The sequence below is a fragment of the Spirochaetota bacterium genome, assembly GCA_040756435.1.
In the GTDB taxonomy this organism is placed as follows: Bacteria; Spirochaetota; UBA4802; order UBA4802; family UB4802; genus UBA4802.
Window position 1 is genome coordinate 1 of sequence record JBFLZD010000060.1, and the last position, 20382, is coordinate 20382.

Genomic DNA, 20382 nt, shown 5'->3' on the forward strand with positions numbered 1-20382 from the left:
CTATTGGGTATATTTATGGCACAAACAATACAGTCACTGGACAGGGGATTAAAAATTTTGGAAATACTGGGAAAATCAGAAAGACCTCTTTCCCTGAATGAAATAACAGAGTATTTTGATATTGACCGCTCATCAATCTTCCGTCTTTTGGGGACGCTGGTTGCACATAATTTTGTTTATCAGGACCCTGAAACAAAGAAATATATACTGGGTTTCAAGATCATGGAACTTTCCGGTGCTTTTGGCGAACAGACTAAAATAGAAACATTTTTACGGCCTGTTCTTAAACATATTTGTGAAAGAACGCATCAGAATACACACTTAGCCATGCTTCATGGAAAGGATGTTGTATTTATTGCTGTTGAACAGCCACGTAGCAGCCTTAGCATGCATATATCAGTGGGAACACGTGAGCCAGCATTCCCAACTGCATTAGGTAAGGTGCTCCTTGCTTTTATGCCACAAGCTGAAAAAGAAATGCTTTTGCGTAATGTAAAATTACAGAAATATACAAAAAAGACCATAACATCAATTGGTGCGTATAAAAAGCATCTTGATGATATAGGTAATAATAAATACGCAATAGACAATGAAGAGTACCGGTTAGGTGTTGTATGCATTGCAGCGCCGGTGTTTAATCATAGAGGTATGGTTGAATATTCAATTGGCATATCAGGCTCACGGGAGCAAGTTTGCCCAAAGTTAGATGAATATATATCAATCGTTAAAGATGCTGGTGCTGAAGCATCACGGCTGTTAGGCAAGTCTATGCAGTAATTTTATTCGTATTCAAAATACCAGTATGGCCCTTCCTTAACAAAAAGCAAACTCATGCCATTGTAGAGTTGTACAGTAGCTTTTGATTGTGCGATAGTTACCTGAGCAATGGGCTGGTTGAGTGCAGTTAAAAGAATATCATCACCACGAGCCGCTGCAATTTTCTTCTGCAATGAGAGATACTCAGGTATATTCATGGTTTTAATACTATCGGGGCTGATATTGTAGTATTGTGCAAATGCAGCAATCTGTGCTCTGTTCATCGATTGCAGGCTGCCAATTACTGTAGCGATTTTCTTTTTACTGCCTGTGGACAAAATTTCTGCAACCTTTTGCATATTATCGCTACTATATGCAACTTTGAGTGTAGTGAAAGCTTCTTGCGGTGTTAGTGGTTTTGATACAGTGCAGGAAACCATGCCTGTCATCACAATACATATCCACATTAGTATACGCATCGGTAACTATCTCCCTGTTTTTCAACTATCATGTTATCTATCAACCGTGTTGAGCCAAAAAATGCAGCAACAGCAATCACCGATTTTTCTTTTAATGATTCGATAGGCTGAAGCGTTTCATAATCAACGACTGAAACATAATCAATCTTCTTTGGTTTACCTGACGTGATGATATCAGTCATCGCCGGTATCAGTGCATGTGATTGCACAATGCCTTGATGTATGAGTTCTTCTGCTTTTTGTAATGATTTGTAAATCACAACAGCGTTTGTGCGATCATCGCCTTTGAGGTGCACATTACGCGAACTCATTGCCAGACCATCAGGTTCACGGATAATTGGTGCAACAATTATAGTAACTGGAAAATCTAAGTCTTTAACCATTTTCTGTATAATAACAGCTTGCTGTATGTCCTTTTGCCCAAATACTGAAACATCCGGCTGCACAATATTAAAAAGCTTTGCCACAACGGTAAGCACTCCTCTAAAGTGACCCGGACGTGTTGCACCACACAGGTGGTCGGTCATCATTTCAATATCAACATACACAAGACGGTTTTGATACATCTCGCTGTCATCGGGAAGAAATATCAGGTCAACACCTGCGTCTTTTGCCAGGGCAAAGTCGCGTTCATAATCCCGTGGGTACGTGGTATAATCTTTGGGATCATTGAATTGCATTTTATTCACAAAAATGCTCATAACCTGATAATCAGATTGTTGTTTTGAAATATATACCAGACTTAAGTGCCCCTGGTGAAGGTATCCCATGGTTGGCACAAATCCTATTTTTTTATTGTGACTTCGTTGTAAAGCAATCTCGTTGCGTAACTCGTTTATTGTATTCACTATTTTCATAGATTATTTCTCCTTCCGTGCTGCAATGAGCATCATGTCACCTAAATATAATCTTTTTACTGCAGTATCGGCAAGTTTTCGTACCAATGTTTTTGGTTTGCCAATACCGCTGCCGTATGTCACAAACCGTGTAACGGCAAACCCTTTTAATTGCAATAATTTTGCAAGTGTTCTATATGAAAAGAAATAAAGATGGTGGGGGAAATTGTAATAACGCCATTTTCTGCCATACAGCACTCGTGCTGAAAACATACTGCTTCTGCAAGTTGATAGGTACAGCATACCATCATCGAGAAGCAAGGAATGAATTTTTTCAATAAATTTGTCTGGGTGGTGCAAATGTTCAATAGTTGCCCACAGGGTAATACAGTGGTATTGCTTATTAAATTGAAACGATAGAAAATCACCACAGTACGCATTTGCTTTCAGGTTATTACGTGCGTAGTCTATGCAATCCTGTGCAATATCTATACCTTCTGCATACCATCCGCGGCGGGTTAAATAATTAACAAAATACCCTGCAGCGCAGCCAATATCTAAAGCATATTTTTTACCCTGTAAGGATGCCTCAAAATCATAAAACTGCAGATCTTTTAGATTCAGAGTAAGCAAACGCAATACTTCTTTGTGCATTGATTCAGAAAAATAGTTATTGTAGCCACGGTCGGTTCGCTGGTTGAAATATTCTTTGTAGTATTTACCCATTTCGTTATAGTGTGGCCTGGGATTAACAAATTCAAGGCCGCAGTGCCTGCACCGCACCAGTGTAAATTCTTCGCCATTTTCAAATGGCTTTGAAAATAAAGGCTTGAAATTATATGTATTACATAGAACACAGGATGCAGTTTCATAATTCATATATTAATTGTCGCAGGCAGTATGTGCATTTGGCAAGTATTTTTTATCATATATATAAATTGAAGCTTGTAGCTTTACAATAGTCTTGACTTTATATGGTTAATAGTATAAAATTATAAATACATGTATTTTTAAGTACTAATTATTCCTAAATGTGGAAATTTGAACAAAATATAAAATAGTGTATACCCCCGCCGCCAAAGGCGGCGGGGGTATACGCTAGTATTCATTATGAAATTTTTTAAGGAATTATTACTGATTTTTAAGACAAATAACATTACAAAAATTCAGAATATGATACTTGATACAGTATAGTATAACATTACAATACAATGAATGCTATGAAAGTTTCCAATAGAATAATTGTTATCACACAGAATAAAGACTGTGAGGCCATAGCCACTGCAATTGCAGCCCAGCATCAATTGATCATTGAAGAAAATGAAAAACTTCATTCACTTGAAGCAATCATAAAGGAGGTAGAAAGTTCTAAATCAACAGCTTTTTTACGCTCTTCTCTTCATGCTTTTATCCGGGAACATGGAATCCCGTTTTTGATAATAATTGATTATCCTGTAGTTGCTGAAACACGCACAGACACTATTGTGCAGAAAATATTTAATACATTACTCATTTCATTTATGATTATTGCCCGTGGCAGTGGACTGGCAAATATTAAGGGTAATTTTTTTGTCAACATCACCAAAGGAGACGTGCAGCTATTCAAAAGTATTATCATCCATCCGGAAAAGCTTTTAGCAAACTTAAAAACAAATGATGATAAGGTTAATGCAATTATTAACTTGCACACTGATCAAAAAGTATTTCACACTCTTTTTTTTGTAAAACCATGTACGGGTTCCAGTAAAGAGGATATGGCACATGAGCTATCAGCCTATATTAATGCCGTTAAAAAGCGTCATGTGTTGATAGAAAAGATTATGGAAAAGCAAAAGCATACCCCCTCACGAAGTAAGGATGCAGCAAGAGTGCTGGTAAAAATAAGTGAGGATAAGATTGTGCTGGATCATGAGATTATAATAACGCGCGATAGTGCCTATCAAAAATATACTACAGGCCATATATATGTACTGGGAGATTGGACAAATATACACAGCCGAAAAGTTGCCGGCAAGGTTATCACTGCAATTAAGGATGGTTTTGCCGACTGGAAGCTTGGAAGCGATGATCCTGTTATTATTCATCTTGAGGAGGCATTGATTGATCATACCACGGCTGCAACGCTGGCGCAAATTGCTTTTAATGAATTAAGGGGTTTCAGTAATATAAGGATATATTGCAATGAAAAAAATTATAAAACACTTGAAGCGGCTGATGGTTTTGGGCTTATAAAAAAACTGGTATTTATACAAAAAGTTTAACAGCCAATAGTATAAAAAAATCCATCTTTCCCCACAATACTTACCAGGCTATCTAACAACTTCTGGTGCGGCTTGATGTGATACAGTGGGTTTGCTTTTACAATATTTTCTTTCCCATTGGGCTGGCGCACATGGAAAAATACTGGTTTGTTTCCCTGATAACGCTGGAGTAATTTTTTAATATTTTCAAGTATTTGCGTATCGGTGCCTATTGGGTTAATAATAATATGCAGTTCGCTTATCTGGGTGAGTTTGAATTGTGTAAGCTGCAATACTTTATTTGCCAGCATACGGGATGGCTTTTCATTTTCTATCTCCACAGTTCCTGTAATAACAACAGGCTCCTGTGACACAATGAGGGATTCATATTCCGACAATGTCTGAGGCATAAATAAAACCTGAATACTGCCAGTAAGGTCTTCAATAACGGCCTGTGCAAATTTATTCCCTTTCTGACTTTGCTTAATCTGTACATTATTGAGGATTCCAACCAGTGTTATGGGTGTTCCATTAACGTTTTCTTCTAAGTCTTTTATTGGAGTGCATGATAACTTTTCAATGTCCCTGGCATAACGGCTTAATGGGTGGGAACTTGCATAAATTCCCAATACCTCTTTTTCATAGTGGAGCTTCTGATTTTCAGGCCAATCGTTAATTGATACGGGTTCAATATGAATGCGTGAAAAAGATGTATCAGTAGCTCCAAATAAATCACCCTGACCTGTGGCAATATCCTGCTGTAACTGCCTTGCGGTTTCAAGCATAACATCAACCGAGGCAAATAGTGCTGCTCTATTTGGGTGTAGCGAGTCAAAAGCCCCAGCTTTTATGAGTGATTCAAGTACACCCTTGTTAACCGTCATAAGATCAATTGAAGTAAAGAAATTGGTGAGGTCTTTGAATTCACCATTGGTTTCCCGTGCTTGCAGAATAGATTCTATTGCTTTATCGCCTACGCCTTTAATAGCAATAAGTCCGTACCGTATGGATTTTCCTTCAATGGAAAAATCACGCTGGCTTTTATTGATATCGGGTGGAAGCACCTGAATGCCCTTTGCTTTGCAGTCAGCATAGTATTTTGTAATATCTTCAATCTTATCAACCTGTGCTGTTAAAAGCGCGGTCATGAATTCTAATGGATAGTGAGCTTTAAGATACGCTGTTTGATATGACACAAGTGCATAAGCAGCAGAATGGGATTTATTGAATCCATATCTTCCAAATGTTGCCATTAACTCATACGTTTTACGGGCAATCTCTTCATGTATACCTTTTGCTATTGCTCCCTTGACAAATTTTGAGCTCATTGCATCAATCAAATCTTGTTTCTTTTTACTCATTGCTTTCCTGAGCTTATCTGCTTCAGGCAGCGTAAAACCACCCATGATCTGGGAAATAAGCATAACCTGTTCCTGATATACTATAACTCCTAATGTGTCTTTGAGTATGGGTTCCAGAGAAGGGTGCAGGTATTCAATTTTCTGAGGATTGCGCTTTCTTTCAATGAACTGTTCAACCATCCCTGAGTCAAGTGGGCCTGGTCGGTACAGGGCAACGATTGCAATAATATCGTCAAAATTGGTTGGGCCTAATTTAAGAAGTATATTCTGCATGCCGCTAGATTCAAGCTGGAATACCCCCATGGTATCAGCCTTTTGTAATAGTTTGAATGTTTTTGCATCATCAAGCGGAATTGTATTAATATCAATAGCAATGTTACGGTGTTTCTTTATAAGCTTGATACAGGTATCTATAATGGTAAGGTTTGCAAGTCCTAAAAAGTCCATCTTGACAAGCCCGGCTTTTTCCAAGCTTGTCTTTTCATACTGTGACGAAATGCTTCCGTCTTTTGAATCTACATAAAGCGGCACGTGTTCGGTTAAGGGATCACGTGATATAACCACACCCGCTGCGTGCTTGCCGGCTGAACGGGTCAGTCCTTCAACTTTTAACGCTATATCAACAAGCTGTTTGCCAGCATCATTGGATTTATAGAGTTGTTGCAATTCTTCAGAATTTTTGAGAGCTTCTTCCAGATCTTCATGATGGATAAGCTTGGTCAGTGCATTAACCTGAGGAAGGGGGATGTTTAATGCTCGTGCCACATCACGAATAGCACCCTTGGATTTCATTTTATTAAAGGTAATTATCTGGCTTACATGATCCTCGCCATATTTCTTTTTCACATACTCTATTACTTCATCACGGCGCAGTGCGCAGAAGTCAATATCCATATCAGGCATTTCATTTCGCTCGGGGTTTAAGAACCGTTCAAACAGCAGGTTATATTTGATGGGGTCAAGCTCCGTTATTCCTAAGCAATACGAAACCATTGAACCTGCAGCCGAACCCCTGCCAGGGCCAACGGGTATCCCATTATTCTTTGCAAACTGGATAAAATCCCACACAATGAGAAAATATCCTGAAAATTGCATGCGGTTTATAACCGATAGTTCATAGTCAATGCGTTCTTTGACGTAATCAGGGATAGTCTCACCAAAGCGCTTCTTTGCACCCTGATAAACCAGCTCAGTAAGATAACTGTCCTTAGTGTATCCAGCTGGAACATCAAAATTGGGAAGGATAGGATTACCCAGTGGTATCTGGCAATCTGTCATTTCGGCTATCTTCAAGGTGTTATACAGAGCATCAGGATAGTCTTCAAATATTTTTTCCATTTCCTGAGGTGTTTTAAGATAAAACTCATTATTGGGAAAACGCATTCTGCTCTGATCATGTAACAATTTACCAGTTTGTATGCACAGTAACACATCATGGTAGTATGCGTCGTCTCTTGCTACATAATGTGCATCATTGGTGGCTAGTAAACCTATATTCAGTTTTGAAGCCATCTCAACAAGATGTGCATTAACCTGTTTTTGTTCTTTAAGGTTGTGGTACTGAAGTTCTAAATAAAAACGATCCTTTCCAAAGAGGTCAGCAAATTCCTGTGCCCGTGTATATGCCTCTTTGGTTTTGCCTTCTAGTAGAAGGGATGGTATTTCGCCAGCAATGCATGCGGTGCTGGCTATAAGCCCTTTACTGTATTTGGTTAAAAGTTCCCAGTCAATACGCGGTTTGTAATAAAAACCTTCTAAATATCCCAGTGAGGATAATTTTATAAGATTTTTATATCCTTCATAATTTTCAGCAAGTAAGATGAGGTGATAGGCATTTTCTTCATTGCTTGCACGGGTGCTTTGCTTATGAAACCGTGATCCCGGTGCAATATAGAATTCCTGCCCAATTATTGGCTTTATACCGGCTTTATGTGCTTCCTCGTAAAATTCAATTATGCCAAACATATTGCCATGGTCTGTTAATGCTATAGCTGGCATATGATTATCAACAGCAAACTTTATCAGTTGCTGAATACGTATAGCACCATCCAGGATAGAATATTCAGAATGGTTATGAAGATGTATAAAATCCATACAGTTCTCACTTTTAAGGAAGGGATTAATACCGGGAACTATCGCCCATGAAATACGACATAATAAATATTTAGTATAGAGCCAATATACTCACTGTATTTTGATTTTGCAAGCAAGTATTAATATTTTTTATGCTTTTTGCAATATGTTGTTGACCATAATACCCATGTGCGATAGATTTTAGCAAAGTAAAGGCAAACTGTGCAGAAGATAGAAGAAAAAACAATTTGCCAGAATAAGAAAAAGAATTTACTGTGGTTTTTCAATGATATGAAAAAATGATTTTTTTAGGGAGTTTTACGATGATTGATACAAAGCTACTTGACATTTTAGCCTGCCCTGCATGTAAAGGGGATGTTGAATATGATGCGCGTAATGAAAAGATTATTTGTACACAGTGCAAAAAGAAATATCCTGTTAAAGACGGCATTCCCGTCATGCTTGTAGAAGAAGCTGAAAAATAATTTAATGTTTGATATGAGGGTATATGTATGTTTGATTCCAAGCATCCTGTCATCAAGATAGTGGGTTATGTGATAGTTGGTTTTTTTGTTCTTATTATTATAATATCGTTTGGTATGCCTGATTTTTTATCCCGCATGGGTTTTGATCAGAATACTATCGCAAAGGTTAACGGTGAGACAATAGGGTATATGGATTTTATACGCTATCGTGACACACATATGTTTGGTAAAACCGAAGACCCTAAACAGCAGCAGCGTATGATTATAGAACGCATGATACAGGAAAAGCTATTGATTCAGCTTGCAAAAAAAGAGGGCATCGTGGTAACCGAAAAAGAAATAAAAAGTGTTATTCGTAACCGATTTTCTGACAATACGGGAACATTTAATGAAGCTTTTTTTAAGAATTTTCTGGATAGATTCCATATGGGCATATCGGATTACTATAAATATGTGCAACAGGAGATATATTTAGGTAAATTACAGAATTTACTGCTGGCAGGAGTCAGCGTTTCACCTTTAGAGTTAGTGTCTGATTTCAGAATACAGAATACAAAAATAAAAATACAGTACGCTTTTGTGTCAAATCAGGAGCTGGCAAAGCGGTATGCAAAGGAAATTGCAGTTACCGATGAAGAAGTTGACGCAGAGATGAAGAAGAACCCAAAAGAATTAAAAGATCCAAAAACTGACCGGCAGCGAATAAAGGATAAGCTTGCCAATGACAGGTTGGAGAAAATTAAACAGGAACTGGCAAAAAAGATTGACCAGCTTGCACTTGCCGGCAGGTCATTTGCAGAAGCTCAAGGGTTATTGCAGGGAGTTGTGTCATATTCCAATGAGTTTAAGCCGGGGGATCTGATTAGGGAAAAAGATGATAAAGGGAGGATCCTGTATCCTTTGCAGGAATCAAAGATATTCCAATCAGATGTTTTTAGTTTAAAGCAGGGGATAACGTCACGGTGTATTTACGGATTTGATGGGATGTATATTTTCACACCTGTGGTGCGATATATACCGGGAACACAGATCCCTGATAAGGAGCGCCAGGCACTGGAACAGAATCTTTTTTACACTAAGGCTAATTCTTTATATATATCACTGTTAACAAGACTGTTTGAAAAGTCGAAAATAATAAGGAATCAGAAGTTTGAAGCGCAGTAGAATGATAAAGGTGGTTTTAATTTTTGTAACACAGCAAGGGGTACTGTATGAATATTAATGCTGAATATGTTAATCCATTTTTAGAGGCGGCAAGTGTAGTATTCAAACAACTTCTTAATGTTGATTTAAGAAGAGGAAAGCTGGTATTGAAAGAAGTGCCACAGCCATCACATGATGTTGCTATTATCATTGGTATTACCGGAGCGGTCACAGGTCAGGTGGTGTTCAGTATGAGCCTGGAGATGGTAAAAAAGATTGCACAGACACTTGCTCCAGGATTATCTGAAAAAGATATAATGAATGAATGGAAGGATATTGTTGGCGAAGTTGCCAACATGATCACTGGAAATGCAATGAACCTTTTTGCCTATTCAGGGAAGCGTGTTGAGATGACAACCCCTACCGTCATTGAAGGCGAAAGTTTTACTATCACCTTAATAAAACAGACCACACTGGGGATTAATCTTTACAGCCCATTTGGGCAGTTAGAGATGAATGTAGCATTGAAATAAATGATGTTATTCAGGGAAATAGGTTGCATCTAACCTCTTAAGCTCATCTGCAACCCTATCTTTCAGTGGTGATGAATAAAAGGCATTATAGGCAGGATCCTGAGCACGCTTCAGGAATATTGTATATACTTTGCGTGCCAGTTCAACATCTTTCAAATTAGGGTCAGTACTTAAAATTTTGCCTAACCAGTAGTATGCATCATCAACTGTTTCTCGGTCACTGTACTGCTTAATAACTTTCAGTAATGCACTTAACGCTGCGTTGCCTTTTTTTTGTGATATATATAGCTGTGCAACCAGAATGAGCGCATCGTCAGAAAAATCCTGATCAGGGTATAATCCTGCAACTTTAGTGTAGTATTCAATAGCGTCAAGTGGCTTACCCATTGCCTGGTTTACTCTGCCCGTCATAAAAAGTGCTGCAGGGTATTCACCGGATTGTTGGGGTATGGTCGATAGTTCCTGTAAGGCATTTGCATATTTCTGCTGTTGTACAAAAATCTTTGCTTTCCACAAGCTTGCCTGATCTTTAAAAGGACTTTGAGGGTAATTTTTTTGCAGACTTTCCAGTGCCTGGAGTGCTCGTTCATAGAATTCAGCATTGTAAAAGTCAATCCCCTGTTTCAGTAAAACATCATCAGGAGTACCACCTTTTTTTTGAGTAGAATCATCGTCATTTTTATATTGCATGGGGATTTTAGCAGCTTTTGGTTCGGATAGAATGGTTTCCAGTATAGCTTCTTTATTTGCCGGCTGTACAACCATCAACGAACATGCTACCAGTATATGTATCAGACTCATTGCTCAAACACCTTATCACGTATATCCATAGGTTTAAGTTCTTTTGTGCTTTTGGGCGTTATGGTTTCTTTTTTTTCAGTATCAACCTGTGATTGGGGCTTTAGCGGAGAAGCAATCTTTTCCTGATTGCTTTTCATTGAATCTACAGGCTTTACCACTGGTGATGTGTAATCAGAAATTATTGGTTCAACCGGTTTTGTGTTATCAAGTGCGGCATGAGGTTTTTGTATTTCCTTGATATCCTTGAGAATATCAAGAGGTTTTGCAGGCATTGTCATTGGCTCATCTTCTTTTGTGGGGTACGTTAATTTATTATCAGAAAGTTGCTGGCGCTGTTCCATCAAGGCACCTTCAAGCATGGACTGAAAGGAGCCTGGCTCCTTCTTCATTTTGATGTCTAAGTCAAAAACGTCATTGGTAACTTCCGCATACGGTTTCCCCGCTGGCTTTGCTGACTGTTTGCCCAGATGATATCCCAGAAATACCGCACCAATAGATAGAAGAAAGACAAGGAAGAAAAAGCCTTCTTTTATGGATTGCTGTGTACGAATATCAATTGAATCAATCATTCTGTTGATAATTCGTACAATAGTCTGTAATATGGATGCAATAGGGTTCATATAATTGTGTTACTGATTATTCTCTATCAATAATAATAACAATATTGCCTTTTTTCAAGTTATTTCTTGTTATGCTGCTTGCAAGAATTTTTTTAAGGTCAGTATTGGCAATGACCGGGCAGCTGTTATAAAGGCGTAGTGCAGCACAGTAGTATGGGTTGCTACCGGCTTTTTTATGATGCAAAGCCACATCATCGCTGAAACAATAGGCAACAGTTCCATACACATAGGCATCACGTGAATCAATAAAATCTTTGCCAAATATTTCGGTACCATCTTCAGCAAAAAGCGATGGGAAAAGCATGGGTGAAAAGTGCTGCCCCCGAGTATCCACAATCAGCCCTGAATAGTCAGTTGATGGCAGTTTGGCAGGCAACTGAGGGATGTCCTTTGCGGGCAAGGCTTGGGGCAAAAGTTTTAAAAGCTTTCCCATGGGAAGTATAGCAGTGCATTGTGTGGCAATAGCACCATCAGGCTTAAAGCTGTATTTGATATCATTGGAGTACATGCCCAATTGCATCTGTGTGTAATCGTCACTTTGAATGCAGTTGCCCAGCGAACGGATAGGGTCAACCTGTATTATCTGCAGCGCCGTAATAAGGGATTCCGTAGCCCTATCTTTAGCTTCTTCCATTGCCCTGCTGCGTGCATTGTTTACCGACAATGTTTCATATGTAGCGGTATCCAGTGGAGTACCGCTTTCAGAAATAAAAGGCTTTCCCACTGCTTTTGCCATAATTATCTGGTCGGTCCAGTTGATTTCAACATTGTTATAGTACTGGATAACCTTATTGTTTATTGGTGCTGATAGTCCAGAAAGAGTCACTGCCAGAGCTATCGCCAGGAAAAAAATAAAAACATACCGCCTGTAGTGTGGTTTCATAGTGTGCAACATGTTCGTTTCGTTTTTAAAGTTATCGGACAAAATGACCCTGAAATATAGTCAAATTAATGAGTCTTCAAGTTTTGTAAATATCTTCAAAAGTTCACGTGCAGCAGCCTGCGCTGAATCTTTGATTAACGTATCAATCTTCTGCTGGTCAAGGTTGTGGCGTGCAATATAGAACAATGTTTTGCGCATAAACGGAGAACATAGCGTGTCCATATCTTCAGTATCAAGAAGTGCATACAGGTTTGCTGTATCCTGTACGGCTGCAGTTTGCAATTCTTTAAGCCCTTGGTGCAGGCTTGAAAATTTTCTGAAAAGGGATTGTGTATTAATTGTTGTGCTGTGCGATAGTTCATGGGATATAATCTCCTGCGGGCTTACAGAAGGCTTTTTCCACTTTTCAACCAGTGCCTGCAGTGGTGTAAATGTCGTATTGGCAATAACAGCACCGCCAGTGCTGGTGTTGTATACTGGTATTGGTACTCTTTTTGCTGAGTCCTCAAACCAGCTTCGGTACAAATCCAGAACAAAATCGGTGATAACTGTGCTTCCAGTATTGGATGGGACAAATTTTATTTTCCGCTTTCGGATGACATTCTGATTAATGGTATCAAGATTTTTAAAGCGGTTGATTGCAGGAAGCCAGTCATCATTATGATGGGTGCCCCGGCTGTGAATTTCCCTGCCTGTATAAGCTAAATCCTGACCCACAAGTACTATTGTGCTGCAACCCGCAGTGAGTAACAGGTCAAACGCACTGGTAGCAACGGAACCACCTGATTGAATATCACCAATCTGACCGGTAAACTTCTGAATCCATTCCATCAGTGGTGTTGATTCACGGTGTACACTGCCATCAGGTGCAGTGTAGTATTTTGCGGTTGTGCTAAAGATTTTCTTTTCAATTAATCGGGTTACTTTGGGGCTGCTGACAACATCAGCTAACAGCAGTGGCTTTTGTGCTATGCCAAGAAAATGTTTTATGCTGTGTGTTTGTGCATCAAGTGTCATAACTATATGGGGAATTATGCCATGTCGTTCCAGCACCTTATATGCAGTGTCAACACACACAATTAAAGCTTTGTCATAGGCTTGAGAAAGCGCATCTAAGCTGTGAATTAACGAAGGGCCAGCTGAAACAATGATACCGGGTATGCCTTTAAATTTGCCAAACAGAGACTTTACCGGCAGTGCCATATGCATCTGTTTTGCATTGAGTAGTATGTTTTTCACCCACAGTTCCTCAAATTCAAAGCGAGTCAAAAGGTCACTAATGCGGGAGCTTATCTGTTTATGAAGGCTTGCTATAAGACCATCATAAAATTCAGGATGTAACGAATACGATGGCCGGTGTACCAGCAGGGCAGTTCCCCTGAATGATCTGATATCAATTGATTCGAGTACTGAGGCAATCTCCTCTTCATTATTGACTACATACGCACATGTAAACACTTCAGGGATTTCCTGCTTAACCAGGTGTATAAGATTTTTATCTTTTTCAATAACTATGATAGAAAGTCCGGGGAATTTGTCTTTTATAGCCAGTACGTGATAGCCCAGTCCCAGCCCGCAAACGATAATGATTGAAGCACGTTTGGGATTACACTGGTCAGCAATGCGCTGAGCTTCTTTAACAGGGTCGTATGCTGAATGAATGCGGATTGTTTGCTGACCATTAGTATAGTGCAGTGTTTTGTGTCCACTTTTTGCTATGGTTATTGTAAAGTTTTCCATGAGATTTACTGAGCAATTTTGTTATAGGTATCCATGCAGAGTTTATGCAGTTTGTTGAACTCATCTTCTGTTTCTATTTTGAATTGTCGACATATTGCATCTTCACAATAGTAATAGAAATACTTCCGTGATTCAATCCCGCACAAAAGATTGGCTAAATAGGTAACAGCAACATGATCTTTATATTTGCTATCACATGACAATGGTGAATGGTGCCACTGTATTGCCTCAACCAGATATTGTGGGAATTGCCACTTGTGAGCAATAAGCTGTCCAATGCCTGAATGGCTTATGCCTATTGAAATTTCTTCCATTACGGTTGATGTACGAATTTTGCGGTCAGATACAAGGTCAGCTATCCAGTTAGTAAGCTCTAAATTAACCGAAAGAAGTACTATCTTGCCTAAATCATGGAGCAACCCACATAAAGAAACCTGCTCAATAATTGGGTTTAACCGGTATTGTGTGGCGATAGTTCGTGCATACGATGCTGTTTTATTGCAATGGTCCCATATCTGCTCAAATTTCTGGAAGCGCTCATCCAGTATTTTTCGAGCACTTATTGTAATAAGCAATGATTCAAGGTTTTTCAGACCAATGGTCATGACTGCTTCACTTAAGTTATCAATGCGTTTGCCAGGTACAAATCCAGCTGAATTTGCAAGCTTCAACACATCGGTAGTGAGTGCAGGGTCACGCATGATGGAAAAAGTAATGTCTTTGATTTCAACATCCTTTCTTCTGCATAGTTCCAGAAGCTGAATGATGTGGTCGGGGAAGGTAGGGATGCCGTCAATTTGTTCAAGTATCTGCTGTTTTATGGTTGTTGTAAGTTTTTCTGGTCGTAATTGATTGGGCAGGTTGAGTAACACCTGTGTTATTTTGCCATCCGTTCCTATTTTGTAATGTGATGGGTCAACGCCAGCATTTTTTAAGAGCAATATAACAAGGACTATTCCAAGCCCTGCCCCTTCAGTATCATCGTATACATCTTCATAGGCCTGGGTAAAGTCTAAATACTGCTTGGCTTTTTCAATACGTGTTTTGATACGTGCCAGTTCTACAGGATGAATGGGGGTTGGGTTGGTTATTGAAAATCGTATTCCATCATCCTGCTTTTTTATGGTTATAGTAACTTTCAAGTCGTTATTTTTTAAATCCTGTTCTAATGAGTCTAATTGGCCAACTATATCTTTTTTAAAGTTCTCTATACCTTTCTGATAACATTCCGGGTCATTAATATTTAAATTAATTTTTTTGAAATAAGCCCTTTTGGCATTTGCTTTGGTGGCATTAACGATTATTTCTCGTAATATAGTAATCATCATATCAAGCAGGAATATTTTATCCTGATTTGAAAGAATTTTAGCTAACAATGCATTCAATGTTTTTGATATATTTTCATTGGGATAATAAAATGAAAGACTTATCGGTTCATTTTGTTCAAACCGCTCTACAAGCTGAGATAAATTTAAAATAGCCATAGTATTCCTTATTGTAAGGATAATTCTTTATTATATACAATTATCGGAAAAATATACCATAAAGCAAAGCTAAATGCAATCAATTTATTTTTGGAATTAACATTAAGGTAAAAGAATTTATTTTTACCTTTTTAAACAAGAAATGCTCACTACGTGAACTGACAAAGATGCCGGGGATATATAATTCATCAATTTATGCTACTAAACATTTAAATGTGTTAGGATAATCACATTATTTTACTGATTCAAGCTGCATGGAAGAATACATATCCAGAAGCTTGTGCCATATGGGTTGTTGCAGCAGCTTTGGGTGGCGCTGAATGAAGTCCAGTGGAATATTGTCAATGTGTGCCGTATAGACTAATTTTGCAATTGATGATGGGCAGTACTCCCCAATATATATTTTTTCAAGGCAAAACTGTTTGCCTAACAATAGTGCATAGGCACAGCATTTAAAAGAAGCATCGGGTAACATCAGCGAAAGTTTAGTCACTGAATGATATTTAAGCTTTTGAACCAGTCCACTGTAATCGTGGTAACTGTTCAGGGCAGCGATACACTGTGCACTGCCATTTTCAGTTTGAGCTACATAGCAGGAACTATCGCTTTTATGATGTATAATGTGATCGGAAACGGGCTGATTATTGTAAACCATAACAGCAATCAGCAAAGAAAGAATAATTGCGTTTACAGGCTTTTTATACGCAAGGGGAATAAGCAACACTATCAGATATGTTACAAGGAGTAACGGTGAGCTGATATACATGGTGCCATGAAGCTGGTCAAAAAATTGAATACATGATATGATACATGTGTAAAGCTGATTGATGCAGTAAGCATATACATTCCCTGCACCTGCATATGCCATAACTGGAGTTAGTAAGCCGGCTATCATATACAGGCTGACAAGCGGTATAACGACAAGGTTGGCAATAAATGCAGTTACCGATAGTTCCTGAAAATGGTACATGCTTACCGGCATAGTACAAAGCTGGGCTGCAAAGGTTACTGCAAGCGGTACAGCAGCTTTGGAGAAATGTTTTAGCCCTTTGAGGTAACTGGTGTACAGTAGCAGTATACCTGCCGTTGCTAAAAATGATAACTGAAAGCCGGCGCTAAATAATTCATAAGGGTACAGACACAGGATGATGCAGGCAGTTATGCACAGGATGTTGATGCTGTGTTTTTGCACATTGAATACAATAGACAGGGCACCTGCTACACACATCAGTGAAGCACGCACTAGAGAAACCGGCTGATCTGAGATAAAAAGATAAGCGCATACACACAGTGTTGCAAAAACAATTGAAATATTCTTTGGAGCCGATAGTACCCTGCACAGTGCCATGATGCCAAAGATAATGATTCCAACATGAAGCCCACTTGCTGCCAGTACATGTAAAACACCTGCTTCCTTAAATTTGAACTGCACATGAGGATGAATATAATCCCTGTTGCCAAGGTACAATGCAGCAAAAAGCGATGCAGCATCGTTAGAATATGTTGTATACAAAATATGCTTAATATAGGTTTGGATTTTTTCTTGATACCGTATGGGGGCAAAAGTGTGCAATATGATTGCGTCCTGGTTTAAATAAAACACAGCACTTATCCCTTTTCTGGCTAAATATAGGTTATCCACATCTTCGTTGCTTCGTGTGGGATAGATAGTAGCGTTAAACGCTAACGTATCGCCTGTATGCAGCCGGTAATGTGTGTTGAATATACTGTATGCCGTAAAGGTACCACTTTTTCCTGTGCATTGCAGAATGGCTGTGGTGTTATAGCGTTTATACTCAGCATCAAGCACATGGGCGTAAAATATGCCTTTGTGTTTATGCATCGTGCTGGCACACTGTGAAATTGTGGAAACGATTGCATAAGAGGCAGCGCCAGTAATCCAGACGAAGGCAATGATGATTTTTACAGTAACTATCGCCCAATTATTTTTGTATGAATAGATATATGCATATGTGCACATTAATACAAACAAAATTGCAAGGATGTCAAACATATAGGTGAACGGGCTGCATGATATTCCCAGTATATACTGGTATGTGTGCAGTATTGCAGCAGACACCGCACACGTGGCTGCAATTGAGGGTACACCAAAGCGCACAATATGTTTATTATAATCGTCCCACCTTGTACACAACACCTACCGAAATTCCGCCTTCTATTTTTGTTGATGACTCGCCCATGCCAAAGCTGCCGTACTGGGCGTATATGTCTATTAACGTTTTTATTTCTGATGAAAGAGTAAAGAGTGAACAAAAAGAGATGTTTGCACCGGCACCACCGTTGTAATCAGCTGAAGCTGGTGGCAAATCTAAATAAAGCCCAAGACCTATGCCAGGCTGATACACATTGGAAAGCGGATAAAAATATTTTCCTTTGACTGTTGCAAGCGGATGCCCCACTGACAGGTCAGGTGTGCTATTGGATGAATACTGCATGTAGGTCAGTGAAAACTCGCCGGCAAACTGATGGACAAAAATTGTTGTAACAATACCACCACCGTAAACAGTACCTTTGCTTTTGACTTTTCCTTGCTGGTTATTAATCCAGCTCTCATAATTAATAGAATTGGTGCCACCCTGGGCAATGACTCCAATATATGTAAAGAACAATTCCTGAGCACACACCAATGTTGCTGGGAAAATAATATATGCTATAGTGATTGCAACGAGAAAAATTTTTTTATTATATTTTGCTTTCACCCATTTCCTCTGTCACTGGATGTTTAAAGGATTTTTAACAGCCTGTGCACTTGTTGGCGGCTTAAAGTCAAAGTACCCTGCCGGTATATTTTCCCCGGCAATCAGGTTTGATAATGTATAGCTGGTTGAATCACCCTGCTTGTCTTTTAAGATTAATTTTTTCAGTAAAAAATTTGCATCAGTCACTATGACTATTTCAGGATATGGCTTGTCAAAGCTTCTGAGTTTAATGGTGTATCCATTTGGTCCCTGTGAAGCCAGTAGTGCATTGTAGCCAGAAACAATGGCTGCTATGCCACCAGAATATCCTTCACCAACATCCTGCACCCCACAAACATTTGATGATTTATCATATACCCACAATTTCTTGCCGTTGGTAACTATTGTCTTACCACCGGGGGCAGTTAGGTTTATATAGAGCTTATCGGGGGCTTTGTATTTAAATGTCCCGGTATAAGTAAATCCGTTTGAAGTAGTCCAGGATATGGTGCCGCTTAATGTTGAGATGCTTCGCATCTTTTGCTGAAAACGCACAACCGCTTCTTCACCGGTCAGGGCAAATGCATATGCTGTCATTATCAACACTGTTAAACAAACTATTGCTTTTTTCATTTTTATCACCAACAATGGTAGTATTGTCTTTATTATATAGTACGCTTTAAATAAAAAAAATAAAAAAATTTTTTAACCCGGTAGGTGCAAATAGCCATTTTTCCCTATTTGAAATATTCCTCATTAACGCGCACAATGAATGGCAGATGGCGGTATTCATATGCAGCATCAATTCCATATCCTGCCACCCACACGTCAGGCACGGTAAAGCCAATGTAATCAATTTCAAGCTGCTTGCGAATATTCTGCACTTCACGAGATGGATTGTCAAGGCGTTTGTACAGCAAGCTGCATATTTTTAAACTTTTAGCATTGCGTTCATGCAGCAGATAATTTTTTAGCCACGACAGGGTGAATCCCTGGTCGGCTATATCTTCAACCAGTAGCAAATTGCGCCCTTCAATATGTTTGGGCGATAGCTCCAGTGTTACTGCCCGGTAATGTTCACCACTTGCTTTTATGGTTTTATCGTATACGCTGGTTTTTATGCAATGGATGCTTGCATTGATACCACCCTGTCGGAAGATTGCACGCGACAGATCAGATGTGAAGATAAATGAACCAGTTAATACCAGCAATATGTCTATATGCCGCGAGTGATTCAAATCGCGGACAATGTCCTGTGCAAGTGCACTGACCCTATTGTGAATGCACAGTTCGCTTATTAGCAGCGAATGGAGCTTTGGTTCATTTTTAATAAGCGACTGTATGCCTGATAACTGGTTTATTTCGGAACTATCGCACACACCTTCTACAGGTACATCAATAATGGTAGCATAATTAGAAACAGGAATTGCCATACTGCATCCTTACAAGATAATTTATATACGATACTATTTACTATAAAGATACATTGATGAACTGTTGCGACTCTCCTCGTTGAAAGAGGAGCTCACATTTATTCAATTACTAATTAATACATCTTTATTCAGAGATACATTATAATCGTGACATATTGGATGTGTTTAAATTGTTGTAAGATATAATAATAGTCAACTGTTTTATTGTAAATCGTAATACTTCTTTTACGAGTGCATAGTTAAAAGCAGGAGGATATGATTGGTTGTTGGTGAGATTTTATTAAGGCTCTGACCCCACCAGGGATGTTTAATTTTTGTCACACCCAGAGACCACAGAGATGGGGAGTGTGAGGCTCTGACCCCTTACAATAGTATCACCCCTGCGGGGTTAGTGTGATGATGTTATGAAAATACTATGCTCTGACCCCACTAAGGATCTTACGTATCATCCTATCCATTAAGGATCTGCCCCAAATCCCACTATCTCTCAAATAACTCTGCGTACTCTTCGTGATGCATTACTTTGTCTAGCGCAGGGATCGCAGAGAAGAGGAGAGTCTAAGCTCTGACCCCTTACAATTCGGGGTTTGCATGATGTTGTGATGGGGTTGTGAAGATAGTATGCTCTGACCCCATCGTTTGCAATTTTTTTAAAGTTTTTCATCAAAAAATACAAATTTTTTCCCAATTCCTTTTAATTTTTTCTGCTTCATGCGTTGTATAGAGTAAGAAATACCCTTTTTCACACAATATTTTACATCAATGGAGGAATACGTATGGCACGGAAATTGCGTGTACAGATGCCAGGGTTAACCT

Annotated in this window: 18 protein-coding genes; 5 read left to right on the forward strand and 13 right to left on the reverse strand. The window is 39.0% G+C overall.

The genetic code is table 11. From position 1 onward, the window contains the following. On the forward strand, positions 1 to 777 hold a 777-nt coding region (locus tag AB1444_13745), incomplete at its 5' end, for an IclR family transcriptional regulator (protein ID MEW6527714.1). A 2-nt stretch (positions 778 to 779) separates the two neighbouring features. Here the strand turns inward: AB1444_13745 and AB1444_13750 are convergent. Genes AB1444_13750 through AB1444_13760 form a run of 3 tightly spaced genes read right to left on the reverse strand, consistent with a single transcriptional unit; the run spans position 780 to position 2950 of the window. Next, complete coding sequence (locus tag AB1444_13750; GenBank protein ID MEW6527715.1) at positions 780 to 1235, reverse strand: hypothetical protein; 456 nt, start codon at positions 1233 to 1235, stop codon at positions 780 to 782. Then, positions 1223 to 2092: a pantoate--beta-alanine ligase gene (gene panC, locus AB1444_13755; GenBank protein ID MEW6527716.1), complete on the reverse strand. Its 870-nt coding sequence runs from the start codon at positions 2090 to 2092 to the stop codon at positions 1223 to 1225. Before panC ends, AB1444_13750 begins: the two co-directional genes overlap by 13 nt. A 3-nt stretch (positions 2093 to 2095) precedes the next feature. After that, a complete protein-coding gene (locus AB1444_13760) occupies positions 2096 to 2950 on the reverse strand; it encodes a class I SAM-dependent methyltransferase (GenBank protein ID MEW6527717.1) in 855 nt (284 codons plus the stop codon). A 341-nt stretch (positions 2951 to 3291) separates the two neighbouring features. Between AB1444_13760 and AB1444_13765 the strand changes: the two genes are divergently transcribed. Next, a complete protein-coding gene (locus AB1444_13765) occupies positions 3292 to 4332 on the forward strand; it encodes a hypothetical protein (protein ID MEW6527718.1) in 1041 nt (346 codons plus the stop codon). Here the strand turns inward: AB1444_13765 and dnaE are convergent. Beyond that, on the reverse strand, positions 4329 to 7766 hold the full coding sequence (gene dnaE, locus AB1444_13770) for a DNA polymerase III subunit alpha (protein ID MEW6527719.1): 3438 nt from the start codon (positions 7764 to 7766) through the stop codon (positions 4329 to 4331). The two genes, AB1444_13765 and dnaE, sit on opposite strands and share 4 nt — an antisense overlap. Before the next feature lie 302 nt (positions 7767 to 8068). On the opposite strand from dnaE, the gene AB1444_13775 reads away from it, so the two are divergent. The 3 genes from AB1444_13775 to AB1444_13785 are packed head-to-tail and all read left to right on the forward strand — an operon-like array spanning position 8069 to position 9906. After that, entirely contained in the window at positions 8069 to 8230 is a 162-nt protein-coding gene (locus tag AB1444_13775) for a Trm112 family protein (GenBank protein MEW6527720.1), read from the forward strand. 27 nt (positions 8231 to 8257) lie between these two features. Then, on the forward strand, positions 8258 to 9394 hold the full coding sequence (locus AB1444_13780) for a SurA N-terminal domain-containing protein (GenBank protein MEW6527721.1): 1137 nt from the start codon (positions 8258 to 8260) through the stop codon (positions 9392 to 9394). Between the two features lie 47 nt (positions 9395 to 9441). After that, positions 9442 to 9906, forward strand: coding sequence for a chemotaxis protein CheX (locus tag AB1444_13785; GenBank protein MEW6527722.1), 465 nt, complete (start codon positions 9442 to 9444; stop codon positions 9904 to 9906). 6 nt (positions 9907 to 9912) lie between these two features. Here the strand turns inward: AB1444_13785 and AB1444_13790 are convergent, their stop codons facing one another. From AB1444_13790 to AB1444_13830, 9 genes are all read right to left on the reverse strand, one after another. After that, positions 9913 to 10707 (reverse strand): tetratricopeptide repeat protein, encoded by a 795-nt coding sequence (locus tag AB1444_13790; GenBank protein ID MEW6527723.1) that lies wholly within the window; start codon positions 10705 to 10707, stop codon positions 9913 to 9915. After that, positions 10704 to 11327: a hypothetical protein gene (locus AB1444_13795; protein ID MEW6527724.1), complete on the reverse strand. Its 624-nt coding sequence runs from the start codon at positions 11325 to 11327 to the stop codon at positions 10704 to 10706. Before AB1444_13795 ends, AB1444_13790 begins: the two co-directional genes overlap by 4 nt. A 16-nt stretch (positions 11328 to 11343) precedes the next feature. Continuing rightward, entirely contained in the window at positions 11344 to 12210 is an 867-nt protein-coding gene (locus tag AB1444_13800) for a hypothetical protein (GenBank protein ID MEW6527725.1), read from the reverse strand. A 60-nt stretch (positions 12211 to 12270) separates the two neighbouring features. Further along, entirely contained in the window at positions 12271 to 13950 is a 1680-nt protein-coding gene (locus AB1444_13805; GenBank protein MEW6527726.1) for a 6-hydroxymethylpterin diphosphokinase MptE-like protein, read from the reverse strand. Between the two features lie 5 nt (positions 13951 to 13955). Then, positions 13956 to 15434, reverse strand: a complete 1479-nt coding sequence (locus AB1444_13810; protein MEW6527727.1) for an HDOD domain-containing protein — start codon at positions 15432 to 15434, stop codon at positions 13956 to 13958. A 232-nt stretch (positions 15435 to 15666) separates the two neighbouring features. Then, positions 15667 to 17592, reverse strand: coding sequence for a ComEC/Rec2 family competence protein (locus AB1444_13815; protein ID MEW6527728.1), 1926 nt, complete (start codon positions 17590 to 17592; stop codon positions 15667 to 15669). Next, complete coding sequence (locus tag AB1444_13820) at positions 17564 to 18154, reverse strand: hypothetical protein (GenBank protein ID MEW6527729.1); 591 nt, start codon at positions 18152 to 18154, stop codon at positions 17564 to 17566. The genes AB1444_13815 and AB1444_13820 overlap by 29 nt, the downstream gene beginning before the upstream one ends. A gap of 12 nt (positions 18155 to 18166) precedes the next feature. Further along, a complete protein-coding gene (locus AB1444_13825) occupies positions 18167 to 18766 on the reverse strand; it encodes an outer-membrane lipoprotein carrier protein LolA (GenBank protein ID MEW6527730.1) in 600 nt (199 codons plus the stop codon). A gap of 104 nt (positions 18767 to 18870) precedes the next feature. Further along, the gene (locus AB1444_13830; protein MEW6527731.1) at positions 18871 to 19566 is read right to left on the reverse strand and encodes a phosphoribosyltransferase family protein; all 696 of its coding nucleotides are present in this window, start codon (positions 19564 to 19566) and stop codon (positions 18871 to 18873) included. Positions 19567 to 20382: the final 816 nt, after the last annotated feature.